Annotated in this window: 16 protein-coding genes; 13 read left to right on the forward strand and 3 right to left on the reverse strand. The window is 65.9% G+C overall.

Features of this window, described 5'->3' with window-relative positions:
• The first annotated feature begins 31 nt into the window (after positions 1-31).
• The 5 genes from asnB to ABQY74_RS07765 all read left to right on the forward strand — a co-directional run bounded on the left by asnB (position 32) and on the right by ABQY74_RS07765 (position 6,795).
• Positions 32-1,972 carry an asparagine synthase (glutamine-hydrolyzing) gene (gene asnB, locus ABQY74_RS07745; protein WP_349793771.1) on the forward strand — a complete coding sequence of 647 codons (1,941 nt, stop codon included), beginning with the start codon at positions 32-34 and terminating at the stop codon, positions 1,970-1,972.
• Between the two features lie 76 nt (positions 1,973-2,048).
• Complete coding sequence (locus tag ABQY74_RS07750; protein ID WP_349793769.1) at positions 2,049-2,603, forward strand: NADPH-dependent FMN reductase; 555 nt, start codon at positions 2,049-2,051, stop codon at positions 2,601-2,603.
• Between the two features lie 222 nt (positions 2,604-2,825).
• Positions 2,826-4,256, forward strand: coding sequence for a replicative DNA helicase (locus tag ABQY74_RS07755; protein ID WP_016902717.1), 1,431 nt, complete (start codon positions 2,826-2,828; stop codon positions 4,254-4,256).
• Positions 4,257-4,358: 102 nt separating this feature from the next.
• On the forward strand, positions 4,359-5,777 hold the full coding sequence (locus ABQY74_RS07760; RefSeq protein ID WP_349793767.1) for a deoxyribodipyrimidine photo-lyase: 1,419 nt from the start codon (positions 4,359-4,361) through the stop codon (positions 5,775-5,777).
• A 292-nt stretch (positions 5,778-6,069) separates the two neighbouring features.
• Positions 6,070-6,795: an OmpA family protein gene (locus ABQY74_RS07765; RefSeq protein WP_016902719.1), complete on the forward strand. Its 726-nt coding sequence runs from the start codon at positions 6,070-6,072 to the stop codon at positions 6,793-6,795.
• An 885-nt stretch (positions 6,796-7,680) separates the two neighbouring features.
• Here ABQY74_RS07765 and ABQY74_RS07770 read toward each other — a convergent pair.
• Positions 7,681-8,715: a LysR family transcriptional regulator gene (locus ABQY74_RS07770; RefSeq protein ID WP_016850355.1), complete on the reverse strand. Its 1,035-nt coding sequence runs from the start codon at positions 8,713-8,715 to the stop codon at positions 7,681-7,683.
• Positions 8,716-8,844: 129 nt separating this feature from the next.
• Here ABQY74_RS07770 and ABQY74_RS07775 point away from each other — a divergent pair, with 129 nt between their 5' ends.
• From ABQY74_RS07775 to ABQY74_RS07800, 6 genes are all read left to right on the forward strand, one after another.
• Positions 8,845-9,072 carry a hypothetical protein gene (locus ABQY74_RS07775; protein WP_080639618.1) on the forward strand — a complete coding sequence of 76 codons (228 nt, stop codon included), beginning with the start codon at positions 8,845-8,847 and terminating at the stop codon, positions 9,070-9,072.
• Positions 9,069-9,842 carry an SDR family NAD(P)-dependent oxidoreductase gene (locus tag ABQY74_RS07780; RefSeq protein ID WP_046342206.1) on the forward strand — a complete coding sequence of 258 codons (774 nt, stop codon included), beginning with the start codon at positions 9,069-9,071 and terminating at the stop codon, positions 9,840-9,842. The genes ABQY74_RS07775 and ABQY74_RS07780 overlap by 4 nt, the downstream gene beginning before the upstream one ends.
• Positions 9,839-11,029 (forward strand): efflux RND transporter periplasmic adaptor subunit, encoded by a 1,191-nt coding sequence (locus tag ABQY74_RS07785; protein WP_024938934.1) that lies wholly within the window; start codon positions 9,839-9,841, stop codon positions 11,027-11,029. The genes ABQY74_RS07780 and ABQY74_RS07785 overlap by 4 nt, the downstream gene beginning before the upstream one ends.
• 105 nt (positions 11,030-11,134) lie before the next feature.
• Positions 11,135-14,305: an efflux RND transporter permease subunit gene (locus tag ABQY74_RS07790; RefSeq protein ID WP_039520435.1), complete on the forward strand. Its 3,171-nt coding sequence runs from the start codon at positions 11,135-11,137 to the stop codon at positions 14,303-14,305.
• Positions 14,306-14,348: 43 nt separating this feature from the next.
• Positions 14,349-15,080 carry an SDR family oxidoreductase gene (locus ABQY74_RS07795; RefSeq protein WP_039520437.1) on the forward strand — a complete coding sequence of 244 codons (732 nt, stop codon included), beginning with the start codon at positions 14,349-14,351 and terminating at the stop codon, positions 15,078-15,080.
• Positions 15,074-16,498: an efflux transporter outer membrane subunit gene (locus ABQY74_RS07800; protein WP_349793765.1), complete on the forward strand. Its 1,425-nt coding sequence runs from the start codon at positions 15,074-15,076 to the stop codon at positions 16,496-16,498. Before ABQY74_RS07795 ends, ABQY74_RS07800 begins: the two co-directional genes overlap by 7 nt.
• A gap of 136 nt (positions 16,499-16,634) precedes the next feature.
• On the opposite strand, the gene ABQY74_RS07805 is transcribed toward ABQY74_RS07800, so the two are convergent.
• The gene (locus ABQY74_RS07805; protein WP_039528142.1) at positions 16,635-17,609 is read right to left on the reverse strand and encodes a diguanylate cyclase; all 975 of its coding nucleotides are present in this window, start codon (positions 17,607-17,609) and stop codon (positions 16,635-16,637) included.
• Between the two features lie 94 nt (positions 17,610-17,703).
• Here ABQY74_RS07805 and ABQY74_RS07810 point away from each other — a divergent pair, with 94 nt between their 5' ends.
• The gene (locus ABQY74_RS07810) at positions 17,704-18,009 is read left to right on the forward strand and encodes a hypothetical protein (protein WP_039528140.1); all 306 of its coding nucleotides are present in this window, start codon (positions 17,704-17,706) and stop codon (positions 18,007-18,009) included.
• Positions 18,010-18,104: 95 nt separating this feature from the next.
• On the opposite strand, the gene ABQY74_RS07815 is transcribed toward ABQY74_RS07810, so the two are convergent.
• A complete protein-coding gene (locus tag ABQY74_RS07815) occupies positions 18,105-19,802 on the reverse strand; it encodes a GGDEF domain-containing protein (RefSeq protein WP_039528138.1) in 1,698 nt (565 codons plus the stop codon).
• Between the two features lie 154 nt (positions 19,803-19,956).
• Between ABQY74_RS07815 and ABQY74_RS07820 the strand changes: the two genes are divergently transcribed.
• Positions 19,957-20,205 (forward strand): hypothetical protein, encoded by a 249-nt coding sequence (locus ABQY74_RS07820; RefSeq protein ID WP_024939309.1) that lies wholly within the window; start codon positions 19,957-19,959, stop codon positions 20,203-20,205.
• The last annotated feature ends 24 nt before the right edge of the window (positions 20,206-20,229 follow it).

Raw genomic sequence — 20,229 nt, forward strand, 5'->3', positions numbered from 1 at the left:
GCGGCATGTGCTGCCGGCGGGAGCACTGACGATGTGCGGATTGGCTGGACTGCTGCTGGCCTCGCCACGCATGCATGGCGAACAACTTGATGCGCTGGTGCTGCCGATGGGCGCGGCCTTGCGCCATCGCGGCCCCGACGATGCCGGCACCTGGTGCGATGCGCAGGCCGGCGTGGCGCTGGCGCATCAACGCTTGAGCATCCTGGATCTGTCGCCGCTGGGCCATCAGCCGATGCGCTCGGCCGATGGCCGTTATGTGCTGGCCTACAACGGCGAGATCTACAACTTCGCGCAGCTGCGCGCGGCGCTGTCCGCACTCGGGCACCGCTTCCGCGGTCATTCCGATACCGAAGTACTGCTGGCGGCGGTGGTGGAGTGGGGGCTGGACGACACCCTGACCCGCTGCAACGGCATGTTCGCGCTGGCGTTGTGGGACGAGCGCGACAACTGCCTGTATCTGGCCCGCGACCGCGTCGGCAAGAAGCCGCTGTACTACGGCTGGGCCGGCGACACCCTGGTGTTCGGCTCCGAACTCAAGGCGCTGTGGCAGCACCCGGACTTCGATAACGGGGTCGATCGCAATGCGCTGACCTTGCTGCTGCGGCTGGGCTACATCCCGGCGCCGGCCTGCATCCACGAGCGCACCTTCAAGTTGATGCCCGGGCGGGTGCTGCGACTGGATGCGCAGATGGTGGCGGCCGGCGCGGCGGCGCATCGGCCGGACCAGGCGCAGCAGCCGTTCTGGAACGCGCGCGAGGCGATGCAGCGCGCGCTGGCGGCGCCGTTCACCGGCAGCGATGCACAGGCCGAGGAGCAACTCGATGCAGTGCTGCGCGATGCGGTGGCGCTGCGCATGGTGGCCGACGTGCCGGTGGGCGTGTTCCTGTCCGGCGGCACCGATTCGTCGATCGTCACCGCGATGATGCAGGCGCAGAGCACCCAGCCGGTGCATACCTTCAGCATCGGCTTCGAAGGTTCGCATCACGACGAAGCGCCGCTGGCGCGCGAAGTGGCCACGCACCTGCACACCGACCACACCGAGCTGTATGTCAGCGGCGCCGACGCGCTGGCGGTGGTGCCGACCCTGCCGGACATGTTCGACGAGCCCTTCGCCGATGCCTCGCAGGTGCCGACCGCGCTGGTCGCACGGCTGGCGCGTGGCGGGGTGACGGTGGCGCTGTCCGGCGATGGCGGCGACGAGTTGTTCTTCGGCTACGGCCGGTACCAGCGTGCGCTGCGTAACTGGCGCATGCATGGGCTGGTGCCGGGGCCGCTGCGGCGGTTGATGGCGCTGGCGGCACGCCGCAACGGCGAGTCCTCGCGCACCGGCGGCCTGGCCGCGCTGGTGGCCGAGGCCGGCGCACGCGGCATCGGCGACATCTACCGCAACCGCATCTCGCGCTGGCGCGATCCGGCCGCGGTGGTGCTGGGCGCGACCGAGCCCGACAGTTTCTACAGCCTGGCCGACCCGCTGCACGGCTCCGGCACGCCGGCCGACGCGATGATGCTGGCCGACTTTGCCGCCTATCTGCCCGACGATCTGCTATGCAAGGTGGACCGCACCACCATGGCGGTGGGGCTGGAAGCGCGCGCGCCGCTGCTGGACTGGCGGGTGGCCGAGTTCGCCTGGTCGCTGCCGCTGTCGCTGAAGTACCGCGACGGGGTCAGCAAATACCTGCTCAAGCGCGTGCTGTGCCGCTATCTGCCCGACCCGATGGTCTACCGCGGCAAGCGCGGCTTCGGCGCGCCGGTCAGTGCCTGGCTGCGTGGCGACCTGCACGGCTGGGCCGACGATCTGCTGGCGCACGCCACGCTGGAGCGCGACGGCGTGTTCGCCGCCGACACCGTGGCCGGGCTGTGGCGGGACTTCAACGGCGGCGAGCGCAAATGGCATACGCACCTGTGGACGGTGCTGATGTTCCAGGCCTGGCAGGTGCATTGGCGCGCCCAACGCGCCGCGATCGGCCGCTGAGGCAGGCGCGCTTCACCGGGTATGAGCGCCAGGCTGACTAGAGTCGGGCGCTGATTCCCCCAATGGAGCGTTCCCCATGAGCAAGATCACCATCGCCGTGCTGGTCGGCAGCCTGCGTGCCGCGTCCTACAACCGCCAACTGGCGCGCGCGCTGGAGCATCTGGCCGGCGACAAGGCCGTGTTCGAGTATGTGGAGATCGGCGACATCCCGCTGTACAACCAGGACCACGATGGCGATTACCCGGCAGAGGGCAGGCGGCTGAAGCAACAGATCCGCTCGGCTGACGCGGTGCTGTTCGTCACCCCGGAGTACAACCGCTCGATTCCCGGCGTGCTCAAGAACGCCCTCGATACCGGCTCGCGCCCCTACGGCGACAGCGCGTTTGCGGGCAAGCCGGCCGCCGTGGTCGGCATCTCGGTCGGGGCGATCGGCACCGCCACCGCGCAGCAGCACCTGCGCAATGTGCTGTCGTATCTGGACATGCGGGTGCTCGGCCAACCGGAAGTCTTCCTGCAGTACAAGGACGGCCTGTTCGGTGCCGACGACCAGGTCGCCAATGCCGACAGCCGCAAGTTCCTGCAGGGCTTTGTCGACGCCTTCCTGGGCATGGTCGAACAGTCCAAGCGTTGAGTTGACCACAGCGGCGTTGGGCCTGGAGACAGTTGCCAACCGGCACCGCTAATGCGGTGCAAACCCAGGCGCAGCAAGCGTCTCGGCGGTTGCGACAGCCGGCGCGTAGAACGGTGATGCACCGGCTGTCCACCAGTTATCCACAGAGTTGTGCATGGTCGTCGGCGCCGCCGATGACTATGCTTCCTGCCCTCGTCTCCCTCGTGTCAGGTCTGTTTGTCCATGGCTGCTCGTCCTGGTTTCCGTTCCAAGCGCAATCGCGATCGCGACGATGACGATTACGATCGTCCCGAGCCGCGGCTTGACCAGTTGCGGGTACCGCCGCATTCGGTCGAGGCCGAGCAGGCCGTGCTCGGCGGGTTGATGCTGGCGCCAGATGCGTTCGATCGGGTCAACGACCAACTGACCGACAACGATTTCTACCGCCGCGATCACCGGCTGATCTACCGCGCGATTCGCGAACTGAACGAAAAGGACCGTCCCTTCGATGCGGTGACCCTGGGTGAGTGGTTCGAGTCGCAGGGCAAGCTGGAGCAGGTCGGCGATGGCGCGTACCTGATCGAGCTGGCCAGCACCACGCCCTCGGCGGCCAACATCGCCGCATACGCGGAGATCGTGCGCGACAAGGCGGTATTGCGACAGCTGATCGAGGTCGGCACCACCATCGTCAACGACGGCTTCCAGCCCGAGGGCCGCGAAAGCGTGGAGTTGCTGTCGTCGGCGGAAAAGGCGGTGTTCAAGATCGCCGAGGCCGGCGCGCGCGGGCGTACCGACTTCGTGGCGATGCCGGGCGCGTTGAAGGACGCCTTCGAGGAATTGCGCAGCCGTTTCGAAAACGGCGGCAACATCACCGGCCTGCCGACCGGCTACAACGATTTCGACGCGATGACCTCCGGCCTGCAGCCGACCGACCTGATCATCCTGGCCGCGCGTCCGGCGATGGGCAAGACCACATTTGCGCTGAATATCGCCGAATACGCCGCGATCAAATCCAAGAAGGGCGTGGCGGTATTCTCGATGGAAATGTCGGCATCGCAGCTGGCGATGCGCCTGATCTCGTCCAATGGTCGCATCAATGCGCAACGCCTGCGTACCGGCGCGCTGGAAGACGAGGACTGGGCGCGTGTGACCGGCGCGATCAAGATGCTGAAGGAAACCAAGATCTTCATCGACGACACGCCGGGCGTGTCGCCGGAAGTGCTGCGCTCCAAGTGCCGCCGACTCAAGCGCGAACACGACCTGGGCCTGATCGTCATTGACTACCTGCAGCTGATGTCGGTGCCGGGCAACAGCGAAAACCGCGCGACCGAAATCTCGGAAATCTCGCGTTCGCTCAAGGGCCTGGCCAAGGAGCTCAACGTGCCGGTGATCGCGTTGTCGCAGCTCAACCGCTCGCTGGAAACACGTACCGACAAGCGCCCGGTGATGGCCGACTTGCGCGAATCCGGCGCGATCGAGCAGGACGCGGACATGATCGTGTTCATTTATCGCGACGATTATTACAACAAGGAAAATTCGCCGGACAAGGGCCTGGCCGAGATCATCATCGGCAAGCACCGCGGTGGGCCGACCGGGTCGTGCAAGCTCAAGTTCTTCGGCGAATACACCCGGTTCGACAATCTGGCCCACGATTCGGTGGGCAGTTTCGAATAAACCTCCTGCGTGATGCCGGGCGGCAATCCGTCGCTACGGCATCGCGCCATCCTTGCATCTGCTGGCTTATGCTGCGCGCCTCATCGCCGCTGCCGAGCTTGTATGTCCTACGCCATCGTCTGGTTCCGTCGCGATCTGCGCCTGCAGGACAACCCGGCCTTGCAGGCTGCGCTGGATGCGGGGCACCAGCCGATTCCGCTGTATATCGATGCGCCGCACGAAGAGGGCGAGTGGACGCCGGGCGCCGCCTCGCGGAGCTGGCGGCATCGCTCGCTCGCGGCGCTGGATGCGGCCCTGCGCGCGCTCGGCAGTGGTCTGGTGCTGCGCGCCGGTGACAGTGCGCAGGTGCTGGATGAGCTGATCGCGCAGACCAAGGCGGTGGCGGTGTATTGGAACCGCAAGTACGAGCCGGCCACGCAGCCGCGCGATGCGCAGATCAAGCGCAGCCTGCGCGAGCGCGGGATCGAGGTGCAGAGCTGCAACTCTGCACTGATGTTCGAACCGTGGCAGTTGACGACGCAGCAGGGCGGCCCCTACAAGGTGTTCACCCCGTTCTGGCGCAACGCGCTCACGCAACTGCAATTGCCGGCTGCGGTGCCGGCACCGCGCAGCCTGCCACCGCTGCCTGCGCAATTGAAGAGCGCTGCGCTGGACACGCTGGGGCTGCTGCCGGCGCTGGACTGGGACGGAGGCTTCTGGGAGCACTGGCAGCCCGGCGAGGCCGGCGCGCACGAGATGCTGGAGATCTTCATCGACGGCGCGCTGTCCGGGTATCGCGAAAACCGCGACCGGCCCGACCGGGTCGGTACCTCGCAGTTATCACCGCATCTGCACTTCGGCGAGATTGCGCCGTGGCGGATCGCCAGTACGCTGGAAGCCAATCGCAACGCACGCAACGGTGCCGAGATCGACGGCTATATCCGCCAACTGGGCTGGCGCGATTTTGCGTATCACCTGCTGCACCATTTTCCCGACACCACCAACCAGAATCTCAACCCGCGTTTTGAAGGCTTTGACTGGGCCAAGGTAGACCCGGTCGCATTGCAGGCCTGGCAGCGGGGCCGCACCGGCATTCCGATCGTCGATGCCGGCATGCGCCAGCTCTGGCACACCGGCTGGATGCACAACCGCGTGCGCATGATCGTGGCGAGCATGTTGTGCAAGCATCTGCGCGTGCACTGGATTGAAGGCGCGCGCTGGTTCTGGGACACCCTGGTGGATGCGGACCTGGCCAACAACACCCTGGGCTGGCAGTGGGTGGCCGGTACCGGCGCCGATGCGGCGCCGTATTTCCGTGTGTTCAATCCGGTCACCCAGGCGGAGAAGTTCGATCCGCAGGCCGCCTACATCACGCGCTGGGTACCTGAGCTCGGCAAGCTTGCGGTGAAGGAGCGCTTCGCACCGTGGCTGCATCCGTTGTCGCTGGCGCGTCTGGCACCGGAGTATCCGCGCACGCCGATCATCGGCCTGGCCGAAGGCCGCGATGCGGCGCTGGCGGCGTATGCGAAGACGCGCGGCTAAGCGCGCGCGGCAAGGTGAGCGACATCCTGATTGCGTGGTCACCCGATGCTCGCGTCTGCGTGTTTTCTTCTGCAAGGCTGCAGCGTTGCATGCGTGCGCGGCGACGCTTGTTTCGCACATCAGCGAATGCGTTACGCGTAGGCATGCCGCTGCCCAAGCAGAAAACGTTTTCCTGAATGCAGCACTAGCCGCGTGCGATTGGAGGTCGGTTTCATCATGCGCCAGTCGCGGTGGCCTGTTTATCCTCGCCGACACGATTGAGTGCCGGATGGTCCGGCCACAGGAGAACACCATGTCCCCAGCAGCCACCAAGAGCCTTGCCGTTGCCCTGGCCAGCGCCATTGCGTTGTCCGCCTGCGCCACCGGCGGCTCGTATGTGCAGCGCGACCAGTACGGCGAGCAGACCCAACAGCAGAACCGCACTGGCCGCAATGCGCTGATCGGCACCGCGATTGGCGTGGCCGCTGGTCTGCTGACCGGCGACAGCGCCACCGAGCGCCGTCAGCATGCGATGGTCGGCGCCGGCATCGGCGCGCTCAGCGGCGCGGCGGTTGGCCAGTACCAGGATCGCCAGGAGCGCGCACTGCGTGAGCGCACCGCCAACACCGGCATCGAAGTGCAGCGCCAGGGCGACAACATCACCTTGAACCTACCCGACGGCATCACCTTCGACTTCGGCAAGTCTGCGTTGAAGCCGCAGTTCTACAGCGCGCTCAATGGCGTGGCGTCAACACTGCGCGAGTACAACCAGACCATGGTGGAAGTGGTCGGTCATACCGACAGCGTCGGCAGCGACGCGGTCAACCAGCGTCTGTCCGAAGAACGCGCCGGCGCGGTCGCGCAGTATCTGACCGCACAAGGCGTGCAGCGCGAGCGCATGGAAACCATGGGCGCCGGCAAGCGTTACCCGATCGCCGACAACAGCACCGATGCCGGCCGCGCACAGAACCGCCGCGTCGAAATCCGCCTGATCCCGCTGCGCTCGGAGGGGGCCGGGAACAACACGGGCATGCGTTGAGTCTGCCGCACTGAATCGTGGCGAGTCGACTGACAAGCCGCGATGAGTAACCAAGACGGGCCGCGAAAGCGGCCTGTTTTTTTTGCGCTGCGATTTCTGATCAAGCGCGCGTCGGGGTGCAAAGCTGCCGATCTGCGGGTTTTCTGCAGGGCCCTTGCCCGCCCACCCTCGCGGGACACGCCGCAAGTACGTCCCTGTAGGCTCTTACGCGGCATCCATGCCGCGTAAAGTCCCGCGACGGTGGGCGGGCAAGGACCATCGAAGATGGTCGGCGTGCATGTTTGCAAGCAGAGCATGCCGTACGTTGTTCGGAGCACTAAGTGTTCGATCAACCTCTCACCATTTTCCCGTTGCAAGCCGAGCAACAAACGGGCTTTCAACACGCAAGCTACAAACGTCGCATCTGCTATCGCAGGCCGAGTAACAATTTTTAAAAAAAGCAGCCGACCAACTTTCTGGTGCGGTGTCCTTGCCGGTTGCGGGACCCTCGGCGGCATGGATGCCGCCGAGGAGCCTCCACGGACGGATTCACGGCGTGTCCCGCAAGCGGTGAGGGCACCGCGCACTCGACCGACTGGTCTTTTGACTTGCAGCTATACGTTATCGCTAGGCATTGACCAACGCAGCTTCGGATCTCCAGCCCACGCTAAAGCTCGCGCGCTCGGTCGCTTCAAGATTGCATCGGTCGACAGCGGTCATGGTGATTCGCCGCGACAAGCAGTGCCGGCGCAGGGTGGCACAGACACTCCTGCAGCGATTCGGGATTCGGGATTTGTAGCAGCCGGGACGTTTTCGCTTGTACGTGCAACGTCTCCCCATCGCCCTTCGGGCACCTTGTCCCGAGGGGGACGAGGGTGCCCCGTTAGGCGACTATTCGAGTGCGGACTAGGCCGTGACGTTTTCCAGGATGCGCTTGCCTTCTGCACGCAGTTCCGCCTCTGCGCCGACCTCGATCTTTGCATCGTTGTCGGCCTTTTGCGCGGCCAGACGCGCAGGGCACTGCGCCATCATGTAGTCCGCATCGAAGTTCATCCGCGTCACCAGGAAGTCCACAAAAGCGCGCACTTTCGGCGAGACCAGGCGGCCGCCGGCGAACACCGCGTTGAAGTCCACCTCCGGCCCGGTCCAACCCGCGAGCACCCGGCGCACCAGACCCGATTGCACGAACGGCTTGGCCATCACATCGCCGGTCAACAGCAAGCCCTCGCCGCATAACACCGCGCCATTGAGCGCAGCCGGATCGTTGGCCACCATCAACGGATTGACCGGGAAATCGCGCACATCGCTGCCGTCGCTGAGCGACCAAAAAAAGCGGTTGTTGTGCACGTTGCGGTTCTTGCGCAGCGCCAGCGTGCGATGGAACTGCAGCTCGTCCGGATGCAGCGGCTCGCCATAGCGCTCGATGTAGGACGGGCTGGCGAAGACCTGCGTGCGCAGGCTGCCGAGCTTGCGCGCGACCAGATTGGAGTCGGGCAGCGCGCCGACACGCAATGCCAGATCAGCTTCGCCGCCGATCAAGTCCAGCTTCTCGTTGCCCAGATGCATGTCCAGCTGGATCTCCGGGTATTGCGCATGGAATTCGCCCAACAACGGTGCGATCCAGGTGATGCCCAGCGAGTAGGGCACGGTGAAGCGCAGCCAGCCGCGCGGACCGGACTGCAACTGCCCGACGGCGCTCTCGGCCTCTTCCAGTTCGCGTGCGATGCGCTGGCAATGTTCGTGATAGACCGAGCCGGCTTCGGTGAGGCCGATGCGGCGCGTGGTCCGGTGCAGCAGGCGGGCACCCAACCGGGTTTCCAGTTCCTGCACCTTGCGGCTGACGGTGGTCTTGGGCAGGCCGAGCGCGTTGGCGGCGGCGATGAAGCTGCCTTGTTCGACCACCTTGACGAAGATCAGGGTGTCGTTGAGATCGTGAGTCATGGGACTGCCTTCCAGGGGTCAGGAGGGATTAGACCGCTTACGGGACGATTATTCCCCTAAATCCGGACTAATCAAGTGCTGGTTTGGGGCCTAACTTATGCGGCATCCCCTCCATGCAGGAGCACGGCCATGTGGTTGTGCAATGTTTTCGGCTTGTCGTCGACCTCGCGTAGCGCCATCGAAGGTGCCTTCGATCCAGTGGTTTCCACGGCGAGAAGCCCGCGTGCCGGCGTTTCGCGCGCTTTTTCGACCTCGCCCCGGCGTCAGGCCGGCGGCGCGCCGACACAGCGGACTGGACTGTCGGCGCGTCTGGCGCAGCGCGGAATTGTCCCGATGTCGGGAGTGAAAGTCCCATGACCGGGATGGTCCAATCCGAGACGGCCGTCATCGGCGGCGCGGGCAATGTCGGCGCCGGTATCGTCGCCGCCTTGCTCGATGCCCGGATGCCGGTGCTGGTGATTGGACGCGACGCCGCCAAGCTCGACGCGCTGCGCGCGCAGCATGGCAATACACCGCTGCTGGAAACCTTGCAGGGCTCGGTCGCCGACGACGCTTCGGCGCAGGCGCTGGCCGGCGAACTGGCCCAGCGCCCGCGTCCGCTGGCGGCGGTGATCGCCAGCGTGGGCAGCCCGCTCAAAGCCGGCCGCCTGCTGGATCGCCCGGTCACTGCGCTGCGTCGCCGCATCGAGCGCGATGTGCTGCCGCACCTGGCAGCCGCGCGGCATCTGCTGCCGCTGCTGGCCGAGGCCGAGGGCGGCGGCCGCTACCTGTTGCTGGGCAGCCCCTGCGCGCTGCGTGCCTGGGCCGCGCACGGCGATACCTCGATTGCCGCTGCCGCCACCCGCATGCTCGCCCAGGTCCTGCACGAGGAAGCCAAGCCGCTGGGCGTCCGCGTGCACCTGCTGTCGGTCGAGCAGCCGGTGTGTACGCCGGGCCGTGCCAAGGACGCGTGTCCGGAATGGATCCGCGCCGTGGATGTCGGCCGTGCCGCAGTTTCACTGATCGCCGGGCCTGGCCAGCCCGGGCAAGCCATCGTGACCGTCAGCCGTCGCCTGCACGCCGCTCCTTCGGCCGACCGGCTCGCCGGTCTGCATTTTCCCATCCCCACCCGAGAGATTTCCCCATGACCCCGAACGCCACCCCGTTCCGTTTTCCCTTGCGTACTGTATTGACGGGCGCCGTACTCGCGGTTGTGCTGGCCGGTTGCGGCAGCAAGGCTGCCGAGACCGGCGCGCCGCCGCCGCCCAGCGTCAGCGTCGCCCCGGTGTTGCTGAAGGAGATCAGCCAGTGGGACGAATTCAGCGGCCGCATCGAGCCGGTGGAAAGCGTCGAGCTGCGCCCGCGCGTGTCCGGCTACATCGACAAGGTCAACTACGTCGAAGGCGCCGAAGTGAAGAAGGGCGATGTGCTCTTCAGCATTGACGACCGCAGCTACCGTGCTGAATTTGCGCGCGCTAACGCGGCGCTGGTGCGTGCACGCACGCAATCCACGCTGGCCCGCAGCGAAGCGGCACGTGCGCGCAAATTGTCCGACCAGCAGGCCATTTCGACCGAGACCTGGGAGCAGCGCCGCGCTGCCGCCGATCAGGCCGATGCCGATCTGCTGGCCGCACAGGCCGCGCTGGATACCGCCAAGCTCAACCTGGACTGGACCCGCGTGCGTGCGCCGATCGATGGCCGCGCCGGGCGTGCGATGGTCACCGCCGGCAATCTGGTCACCGCCAGCGACAGCGCCAGCGTGCTGACCACGCTGGTGTCGCTGGACAAGGTGTTCGTGTACTTCGATGCCGACGAAGGCACCTTCCTGCGCTATTCGCAGATGGCGCGCAACGGCGAGCGTCCGGATGCGCGCGGCGGCGAGTTGCCGGTGCGCATCGGCCTGGTCGGCGAGCAGGGCTTCCCGCATACCGGGCGCGTTGATTTCCTGGATAACCAGGTGACCCGCAGCACCGGCACCATCCGCGTGCGTGCGGTGCTGGACAACGCGCAGCGCCAGTTCACGCCGGGCCTGTATGCACACGTGCAGTTGCTGGGCAGCGGCCAGTTCAAGGCCATGCTGGTCGACGAAAAGGCCGTGCTGACCGATCAGGACCGCAAGTACGTGTACGTGGTCGACAAGGACGGCAAGGCGCAACGGCGCGACATCGAGCTGGGCCGCAATGCCGACGGCCTGCGCATCGTGCGCAAGGGACTGGCCGCCGGCGACCGCGTGGTGGTCGATGGCGTGCAAAAGATCTTCATGCCTGGCATGCCGGTCGATGCCAAGACCGTGGCCATGGCCACGGCACCGGACAAGCGCACCGCCTCGAACTGATTCATCGCTGCATCGCGCCCGTGACCACCGGCCTTGAAACAAGGCCGGTTCGGGGCCGCTGTGCCGCGCCGCCACCCGGCGGCAACCTCTTTCAGGACCACCCCAATGGACTTTTCCCGTTTTTTCATCGACCGGCCGATCTTTGCCGCGGTGCTGTCGATCATCATCTTCGCTGCCGGCCTGATCGCCATGCCGCTGCTGCCCATCAGCGAGTACCCGGAAGTGGTGCCGCCGAGCGTGCAGGTGCGTGCGGTGTATCCGGGCGCCAATCCCAAGGTCATCGCCGAGACCGTCGCCACGCCGCTTGAGGAAGCCATCAACGGCGTGGAAGACATGATGTACATGAAGTCGGTCGCCGGCTCCGACGGCGTGCTGGTGGTCACCGTGACCTTCAAGCCGGGCACCGATCCGGACCAGGCGCAGGTGCAGGTGCAGAACCGTGTCAGTCAGGCGCAGGCGCGTCTGCCCGAGGACGTGCGGCGCCAGGGCGTGACCACGCAGAAGCAGTCGCCGACGCTGACCATGGTCGTGCATCTGACCTCGCCCAAGGGCAAGTACGACTCGCTGTACCTGAGCAATTACGCCACCTTGAAGGTCAAGGACGAACTGTCGCGCCTGCCGGGCGTGGGCCAGATCCAGATCTTCGGTGCCGGCGATTACGCCATGCGCATCTGGCTGGATCCGGACAAGGTCGCCGCGCGCGGGCTGACCGCCAGCGACGTGGTCGCGGCCATTCGCGAGCAGAACGTGCAGGTCTCCGCCGGCCAGCTCGGTGCCGAGCCGATGCCCAACAAGAGCGACTTCCTGCTGTCGATCAATGCGCAGGGCCGCCTGACCACCGAAGAAGAATTCGGCAACATCGTGATCCGCAGCGGCAACAGCGGCGAGATCGTGCGGCTGTCGGATGTGGCGCGTCTGGAACTGGGCGCTGGCAACTACACCTTGCGCTCGCAGCTGGACAACAAGAACGCGGTGGGCATGGGCGTGTTCCAGTCGCCGGGTGCCAACGCGATCGAATTGTCCGATGCGGTGCGCGCCAAGATGGCCGAGCTGGAAAAGCAGTTCCCGCAGGACATGGCGTGGTCGGCTGCGTACGACCCGACCGTGTTCGTGCGCGACTCGATCAGCGCGGTGGTGCACACGCTGCTGGAAGCGGTGCTGCTGGTGGTGCTGGTGGTGATCCTGTTCCTGCAGACCTGGCGCGCCTCGATCATTCCGTTGCTGGCGGTGCCGGTGTCGGTGGTCGGTACGTTCGCCGCGCTCTACCTGCTGGGTTTTTCGATCAACACGCTGAGCCTGTTCGGCCTGGTACTGGCGATCGGCATCGTGGTCGACGATGCGATCGTGGTGGTGGAAAACGTCGAGCGCAACATCGAAGAAGGGCTGGCCCCGTTGGCTGCTGCGCATCAGGCGATGCGCGAAGTGTCCGGGCCGATCATCGCCATCGCGCTGGTGCTGTGCGCGGTGTTCGTGCCGATGGCGTTCCTGTCGGGCGTGACCGGCCAGTTCTACAAGCAGTTCGCGGTGACCATCGCCATTTCCACGGTGATTTCGGCGATCAATTCGCTGACCTTGTCGCCGGCACTGGCCGCCATGCTGCTCAAGCCGCATGACGCACCGAAGGATGGCCCGTCGCGGTTGATCGACCGCTTGTTCGGCTGGTTGTTCCGCCCGTTCAATCGCTTCTTCAACAGCAGTTCGCACAAGTACCAGGGCGCGGTCTCGCGCACCCTGGGCAAGCGTGGCGCGGTGTTCGCGGTGTATGTGCTGCTGCTGGTGGTCACCGGCTTCATGTTCAAGGTGGTGCCGGGCGGCTTCATTCCTACCCAGGACAAGCTGTACCTGATTGCCGGTACAAAGCTGCCGGAAGGCGCCTCGCTGGAACGCACCAATGAGGTGATCCGTCAGATCACCCAGATCGCGCTGCAGACCGAGGGCGTTGACCACGCGATTGCGTTCCCGGGCCTGAATCCGCTGCAGTTCACCAACACGCCCAATACCGGCACGGTGTTCCTGACGCTCAAGCCGTTCAGCCAGCGCAGCCGCACTGCGGCGCAGATCAATGCGGAGATCAACGCCCGCATCAGCCAGATCCAGCAGGGCTTTGCGTTTGCGTTCATGCCGCCGCCGATCCTGGGCCTGGGGCAGGGCTCGGGCTACTCGCTGTACATCCAGGACCGCGCCGGCCTGGGCTATGGCCAGTTGCAGAGTGCGGTCAATGCGATGTCCGGTGCGATCTCGCAGACGCCGGGCATGCAGTTCCCGATCGGCACGTATCAGGCCAATGTGCCGCAGCTCGATGCCAAGGTCGACCGCGACAAGGCCAAGGCACAGGGCGTGCCGCTGACCAACCTGTTTGACACCTTGCAGACCTATCTGGGTTCGTCCTACATCAACGACTTCAATCGCTTCGGTCGCACCTATCAGGTGATCGCCCAGGCCGATGGACAGTTCCGCGACAGCGTCGAAGACATCGCCAACCTGCGCACCCGCAACGATCGCGGGCAGATGGTGCCGATCGGCAGCATGGTCACGCTGGGCCAGACCTACGGCCCGGATCCGGTGATCCGCTACAACGGCTACCCGGCCGCCGACCTGATCGGCGAAGCGGACCCGCGCGTGCTCTCCTCCACCCAGGCGATGCAGACGCTGGCCGGCATGGCGCCGAAGGTGTTGCCCAACGGCATGAACATCGAGTGGACCGACCTGAGCTATCAGCAGTCTACGCAGGGCAACTCGGCGTTGATCGTGTTCCCGATGGCGGTGTTGCTGGCGTTCCTGGTGCTGGCCGCGTTGTACGAGAGCTGGACGCTGCCGCTGGCGGTGATCCTGATCGTGCCGATGACCTTGCTGTCGGCCTTGTTCGGTGTGTGGCTCACCGGCGGCGACAACAATGTGTTCGTGCAGGTGGGGTTGGTGGTGCTGATGGGCCTGGCGTGCAAGAACGCGATCCTGATCGTGGAGTTCGCCCGCGAACTCGAAATGCACGGCAAGGGCATCGTCGACGCCGCGCTGGAAGCCTGCCGCCTGCGTCTGCGCCCGATCGTGATGACCTCCATCGCCTTCATCGCCGGCACCGTGCCGCTGGTGTTCGGGCATGGCGCCGGCGCCGAAGTGCGCTCGGTCACCGGCATCACCGTGTTCGCCGGCATGCTCGGTGTGACCTTGTTCGGCCTGTTCCTGACCCCGGTGTTCTACGTGGCGCTGCGCAAGTGGGTGACGCGTCGCGAAGCCGCTGCACCGGCCACTGTTGCGCACGATCACGTCAAGGCGTGAGTGCGTCGTCCCCAATCCCCATTCGCAGTACAAGGACATTGAAATGAGCAACCACAAGATCGCATTGGTCACCGGCGCCACCCGCGGCATCGGCCTGGAAACCGTTCGGCAACTGGCCCAGGCCGGCGTGCATACGCTGCTGGCCGGGCGCAAGCGCGACGATGCCGTCGCCGCCGCACTCAAGCTGCAGGCCGAAGGCCTGCCGGTGGAGGCCATCCAGCTCGATGTCAACGACGACATCAGCATCGCCGCGGCGGTCGGCACGGTGGAGCAGCGCCATGGCCACCTGGACATCCTGATCAACAACGCCGGCATCATGATCGAGGACATGCAGCGCACGCCGTCGCAGCAGAGCCTGGAGGTGTGGAAGCGCACCTTCGACACCAACCTGTTTGCGGTCGTCAGCGTCACCAAGGCGTTCCTTCCGCTGCTGCGTCGCTCGCTGGCCGGGCGCATCGTCAATGTGTCCAGCATGCTCGGCTCGCTGACCCTGCACACCCAGCCGGGCTCGCCGATCTACGACTTCAAGATTCCCGCCTACGACGCCTCCAAGAGCGCGGTCAACAGCTGGACGGTGCACCTGGCCCATGAGTTGCGCGACACCGCCATCAAGGTCAACACCGTGCATCCGGGCTACGTCAAAACCGACATGAACGGTGGTGGCGGCGAGATCGAGGTGGAGCAGGGCGCGTACAGCAGCGTGCAGATGGCATTGCTCGACGCGCACGGCGCCACCGGCAGCTTTACGCATCTGGGAGAAGTGTTGCCATGGTAAGAAACTTCCTGAGCGTGGCACTGGCCGCGCTGGTGCTCAGCGGCTGCGCGGTGGGGCCGGATTACCGGCCCGACCCGCCGGCCGCGGTGACCTTGCAGGGCGCGCAGGATGCGGCTTTTAGCAGCGAATCGCCGGTCGGTAACTGGTGGTCGCAGTTCGACGACCCGGTGCTGGAACAACTGGTGCGCGATGCCTTGTTCGCCAACCACGATCTGCGCATCGCCGTGTCGCGCGTCAAGCAGGCACGCGCGGTGTTCGTCGAGCGTCGTCTCGACCAGGCCCCGCACATCACCGCGCAGGGCAGCTTCGATCGACGCGAACAACAGCAGGTGGTTGCCGGCAACCAGCGCTTCCTCACCGAGCAGACCACCCTGGGCCTGGATGCGGCCTGGGAGCTGGATCTGTTCGGCCGCCAGCGGCGCGCCTCGGAAGCGGCGCGTGCGGATCTGGAAGCCGAGCAGGCCGGCCTGCTCGACGTGCAGGTCACCGTCGCTGCCGAAGTGGCGCGCAATTACTTCGAGTTGCGCGGCACGCAAAAGCAGCTGGAGGTGTCCAAGCGCACGTTGACCAACCTGCACGACACCCAGCGGCTGACGCAGACGCGTTGGGACCTGGGCGCCGGCAGCGAACTGGATGTGCAGAGCAGCCTGGCACGCTTGAAGGCAATCGAGGCGGACATTCCGTTGCTGGAAACCGCCGAAGCGCAGTACCGCCATCGTCTGGCGGTGCTGCTCGGCCAGCCGCCCAATGACCTGGACGCCACCCTGGTAGCGCGCACCACGCCCGCGTTCGCACGTGCGTTGCCGCTGGGCGATACCGCCGGATTGCTGCGTCAGCGCCCGGACGTGCGCAGCGCCGAACGTCGACTGGCAGCGGCCACCGCGCAGGTCGGCGTGGCCACCGCGGATCTGTTCCCGCGCATCAGCGTCAGCGGCTTTGTCGGCTTCCTGTCCGGCGACGCGGCCAGGCTGACCGAGGGCAGCGGCAAGGCCTGGTCGATCACCCCGTCGATCAGCTGGGCGGCATTCGACTTCGGCACCGTGCGTGCACGCCTGCGTGCCAGCAAGGCGCAGGCCGACGGTGCCTTGGCGCAATACCAGCAGACCGTGTTGCTGGCGCTGGAAGACACCGAGAACGCCTTGATCGGCTACGGCCGCCAGCAGGCGCGCCTGGCGATCGTGGTGGAGCAGGCCAATGCGGCGCGGCGTGCCGAACAACTGGCGCAGATCCGCTACCGCGAGGGCTCGGAAGACTTCCTGACCCTGCTGGACGCGCAACGCACCCAACTGGCCGCCGACGATGCGCTGGCGCAGGCCGAAGCCGCGGTGAATGTCGGCGTGGTCGGTGTGTACAAGGCGCTGGGCGGCTGGAAGCAGGGCGAAGCGCCTGCGGCACCGGTGGCCGTGCTCAGTCGGTGAGGCAGGGCTGCAGGGCGGCCGTCAGGTCGTCCTGCAGATACCCGGCTGCGCCAACGCGTCGTCCGCCAATACGGCGCATGGATCTCGGGCACCGGACTGCGTGCCTGCTGACCGCTGATCACACGACGAGCTGCGCTCAGTCGGCAACCCGCACGCTGTCGCGGCCACCGTTCTTGGCCAGATACAGCGCCGCATCGGCACGCGAAAACCAGTCCTGCCAATGCGTTTCGCCATCGTGGCGCGCCGCGCCCAGCGACACGGTGATCCGCCCACCCGGGCCACGCAGCCCGTTGCGGATCACCTTGCGCAGGCGTTCGGTGGCCGCTTCCAGTTCCTGCAGGGAGCCAGCACGCAACAGCACCACAAATTCCTCGCCGCCGAAGCGGAACACCTGATGCGGCTCGCGTACTTCAAAGCGCAGGATGGTGGCCAGATCCGACAGCGCCGCATCGCCTGCGGCATGCCCGTACAGATCATTGACCTCCTTGAAATGGTCCAGATCCAGGATGATCAGGCTGTTGAGCCGTTCATGCGGCTGGCGCCGGTCGATCTGATGGGTGAGCGCACGTTCGAGCATGCGTCGGTTGGGCAGGCCGGTCAGCGCATCCAGCGAGGCCAGCTCTTCCAGATGCACGCGGTCATCCTGCATGCGCAGCGAAAACGCGTACCCCACCGCCAGCGTCACCAGCGTCACCACGACCGTCGACACACCCTGGCCGGGGCTGACGATCAGGCCCGGCAACAGCAACAGCGCCGCCAGCAACGGCAAGCTCAGCAGCACGGCGCGTCGCGGGCCGCACAGGAAGTAATTGGTGGCCAGCACCGGAAACAACCAGGGCAGGGCGCCATCGCCGCCGCTCCAGCAGGCGACCAGACAGCCGCCGACATTGATGGATGCCAGCCACACGCCGCCGGCGCCGGTGCGTTCGGCATCGCGCATCTTCCAGCCACGCCATATCGCAAGCACACCGAGCGATGCGGTGATCAGGCAGGCGATCGCCTGACCGGTGATGGCCAGGTACACCGCATAGAGGCAAAGCAACAGCGCGGTGATCGGCCCCAGCATCTTGACGATGCCGAGGCGGAAATCCCGCCGCAGGTGGAGGATCACAGGGAAGGTTCTATAGGAGTCGGCATCATTATCGGCGGAGCCTTACGAAAGTTGAGCGTGCACGCGCCGCGGCAACGGGTAGGAAAATGAAGCGTTGCCGCGCCGGGCTTCGCACATCCTTGACGGCCATGCCGCAACCGTAGCGTCTTTGCCGTTGGAGTCTGCCATGCCCACACGCGAAGAACTCGACACGCGCCTGGATGCGCTGCAGGACGAACTGCCGCAGCTATCGGCCGATGAAGATGCGGATTTCGACTATCTCGATTTTCAGGCGCGTGCCCAGGCTCTATTGAGCAGTGCCGCAGCCGAGGACGCGGCCTATGTGCGGACGCGCGTCGACGGCATGCTGGCAGGCGCTGGCCTGATTCCAACCGATGCGGATGGGCGCAGTTGCGCTTGAATCCTGGTCTGCGCGGGCACTAAAACGCTTGTATTGCAGGGCATGGCACGAAGGTATGCCTGCAGGCGCAGGTTCAATGCCGATAACGGCATGCCTTAGCCTGCAGCCGGGGTGCCCGCACTCACCACCTGATTGCGTCCGGCCTGCTTGGCGCGGTACAGCGCCTCGTCCGCGCGCCGCAGCAACTGCGCCATATTGCCTGCATGTTCGGGAAAGCTGGCCGCACCGAACGAGGCGCTGACCTTCGGCAACGAGACGCCATCGGCCATGACCTGCAGCGACTCGATGCCGGCACGCAGCTTCTCTGCCATCCTGCAGGCGGTCGCCAGATCGACTTCCGGCAGGATGATCGTCAGCTCCTCGCCGCCGTAGCGGCAGCAGATGTCTTCGCCGCGCGTCTGTGCCAGCAGGAAGTCGCCGATTGCCGCCAATACGCGGTCGCCGCCGCTGTGGCCGTGCAGATCGTTGAACTGCTTGAAGTGGTCCACGTCCAGCATCAGCACCGACAAGGGTTGTACCCGCCGCGTGCAGCGCGCCAGTTCGTGATTGAGCGCTTCTTCGAGATAGCGGCGGTTGTACAGACCGGTCAACGGATCGCGAATGGATTGCTGGCGCAGCGTTTCGCGCAGGCGCAGGTTGTGCAACGCCAGCGACAGTTGCTCGGCCGCAGCCTCGGCCACGGTCAGCGAGGCCAGATCGCGCGGATCCTCGCTGCGCAGCGCCAGCATCCCCAGCTGCGTGCCCTGTGCCGATAACGGGATGCAGGCGGTGCTGGCATGCGCCGGAAGATTGGCGCCGATGTGTTGGCAGAGCATGCCCTGGCTGGCGTCTTCCACCACATGCGTGCGATCGCGGCGCAGGGCCCAGCAGGTGTCCGGCGCAATGCTGGCGTTGTCGTCGTCGGCCATCGTGCCCCAGGCCACCACCTGCTCGGCACGATCGCGCGAGGCGCGCAACAGATAGACCGCGCCGGCTGCGCCGGGGATCAGCGGAGCGATCGTGCGTGCGGTGATTTCCAGTGCTTCCTCGGCATTGCGGCAGTTCTGCAGCAGCCCCGAATAGCGCGCCAGCGCCTCCAGCCCGGCCGACGTGCGTTCGAGCGTGGCGAACGATTCGATCAGGCGTTCGCTGGTCGTGCTGGCGGCGTCTTCGGCGAGCACGCGCCGTTCCAGTTCGCGCGACAGCAACCGGTAGGCCAGCAACATCACCAGCAAGCCGCTGAAGATCCCGACCACCGTCACCCACAGCACCCACTGCGCGCTGCGCGCATTGGTGTCGTTGCGCTTTACCAGTTGCTGGCGCTCCAGTTCCGTCATGGTCTGCACCTGGCGGCGCAGCGAAGACGAGGTCTGGAACACACCACGTGCGATCGACGCACGCGCGCCATCCAGGCCTTGCTTGCGATAGCTGTGCAACAGGTCGTTGATCTGTACCAGGCGCATGTCCACCAGGCGTCCAAGCGCCACGACGTTGCGCCGCTGCACCGGGTTGTCCTGCACCAGGGCATCCAGCCGCACGATGCGCTCGGGCAGCCGCCCGATCGCATCGGCGTACACCCCGAGAAACGCCTCGTTGTCGGTCAGGACATAGCCGCGCACCGACGACTCCGCCGACAGCATCCCGGCCTGGATCTCGTCGATGCTGGCGATCACTTCCTGCGTATGCGTCACCCAGCCGGCGTCGGACAGCGAACGCTGCGTAGTGAAATAACCGCCCACGCCGATCAGGACGAAGATCATCCCGCCGAGCAACAAGGCGCCGGCGGCGTGGCGTTTTGCTTTTTTGGTCAACACCGTGTTCCCCGACACCGATTGTCTGGTAGAGGCTGATGCAAGCCGCGTGCCTGTGCTCCACTTCGCTTGCCAGTCAGCTGCGGGAAGGGGTTGAGGTCGCTCCGGCGCCGGCACGGCGGTATCCTTCGCGTTCGTCACCGAGCCGGGCAACAGATTGGTCATTTTTCTAGGTAGCTATCAATTGACCTGCCGCGCTGCCCAGGGCGATGGCCCTAGCCGCGGCTGGGTTGCCGACTGGCAGATCGCCCAAATTGGTGCCGCAAGCGCCGGCGACCTGGCAGGCAGCGCCCTCTCCGCCACGTTTCCCGATCACCGCAGCGCCATGGCCGCCGCCCGCGTCGCCGGCATGGTGACGCTGGAAGCCATGCATGCCGAAGCGCAACGGCAGCTCGAATCCGCCTGAGGCGCATGCGCGTCTGGTCGCATC

The sequence above is a fragment of the Xanthomonas sp. WHRI 7064 genome (assembly GCF_040202355.2).
In the GTDB taxonomy this organism is placed as follows: Bacteria; Pseudomonadota; Gammaproteobacteria; order Xanthomonadales; family Xanthomonadaceae; genus Xanthomonas; species Xanthomonas arboricola.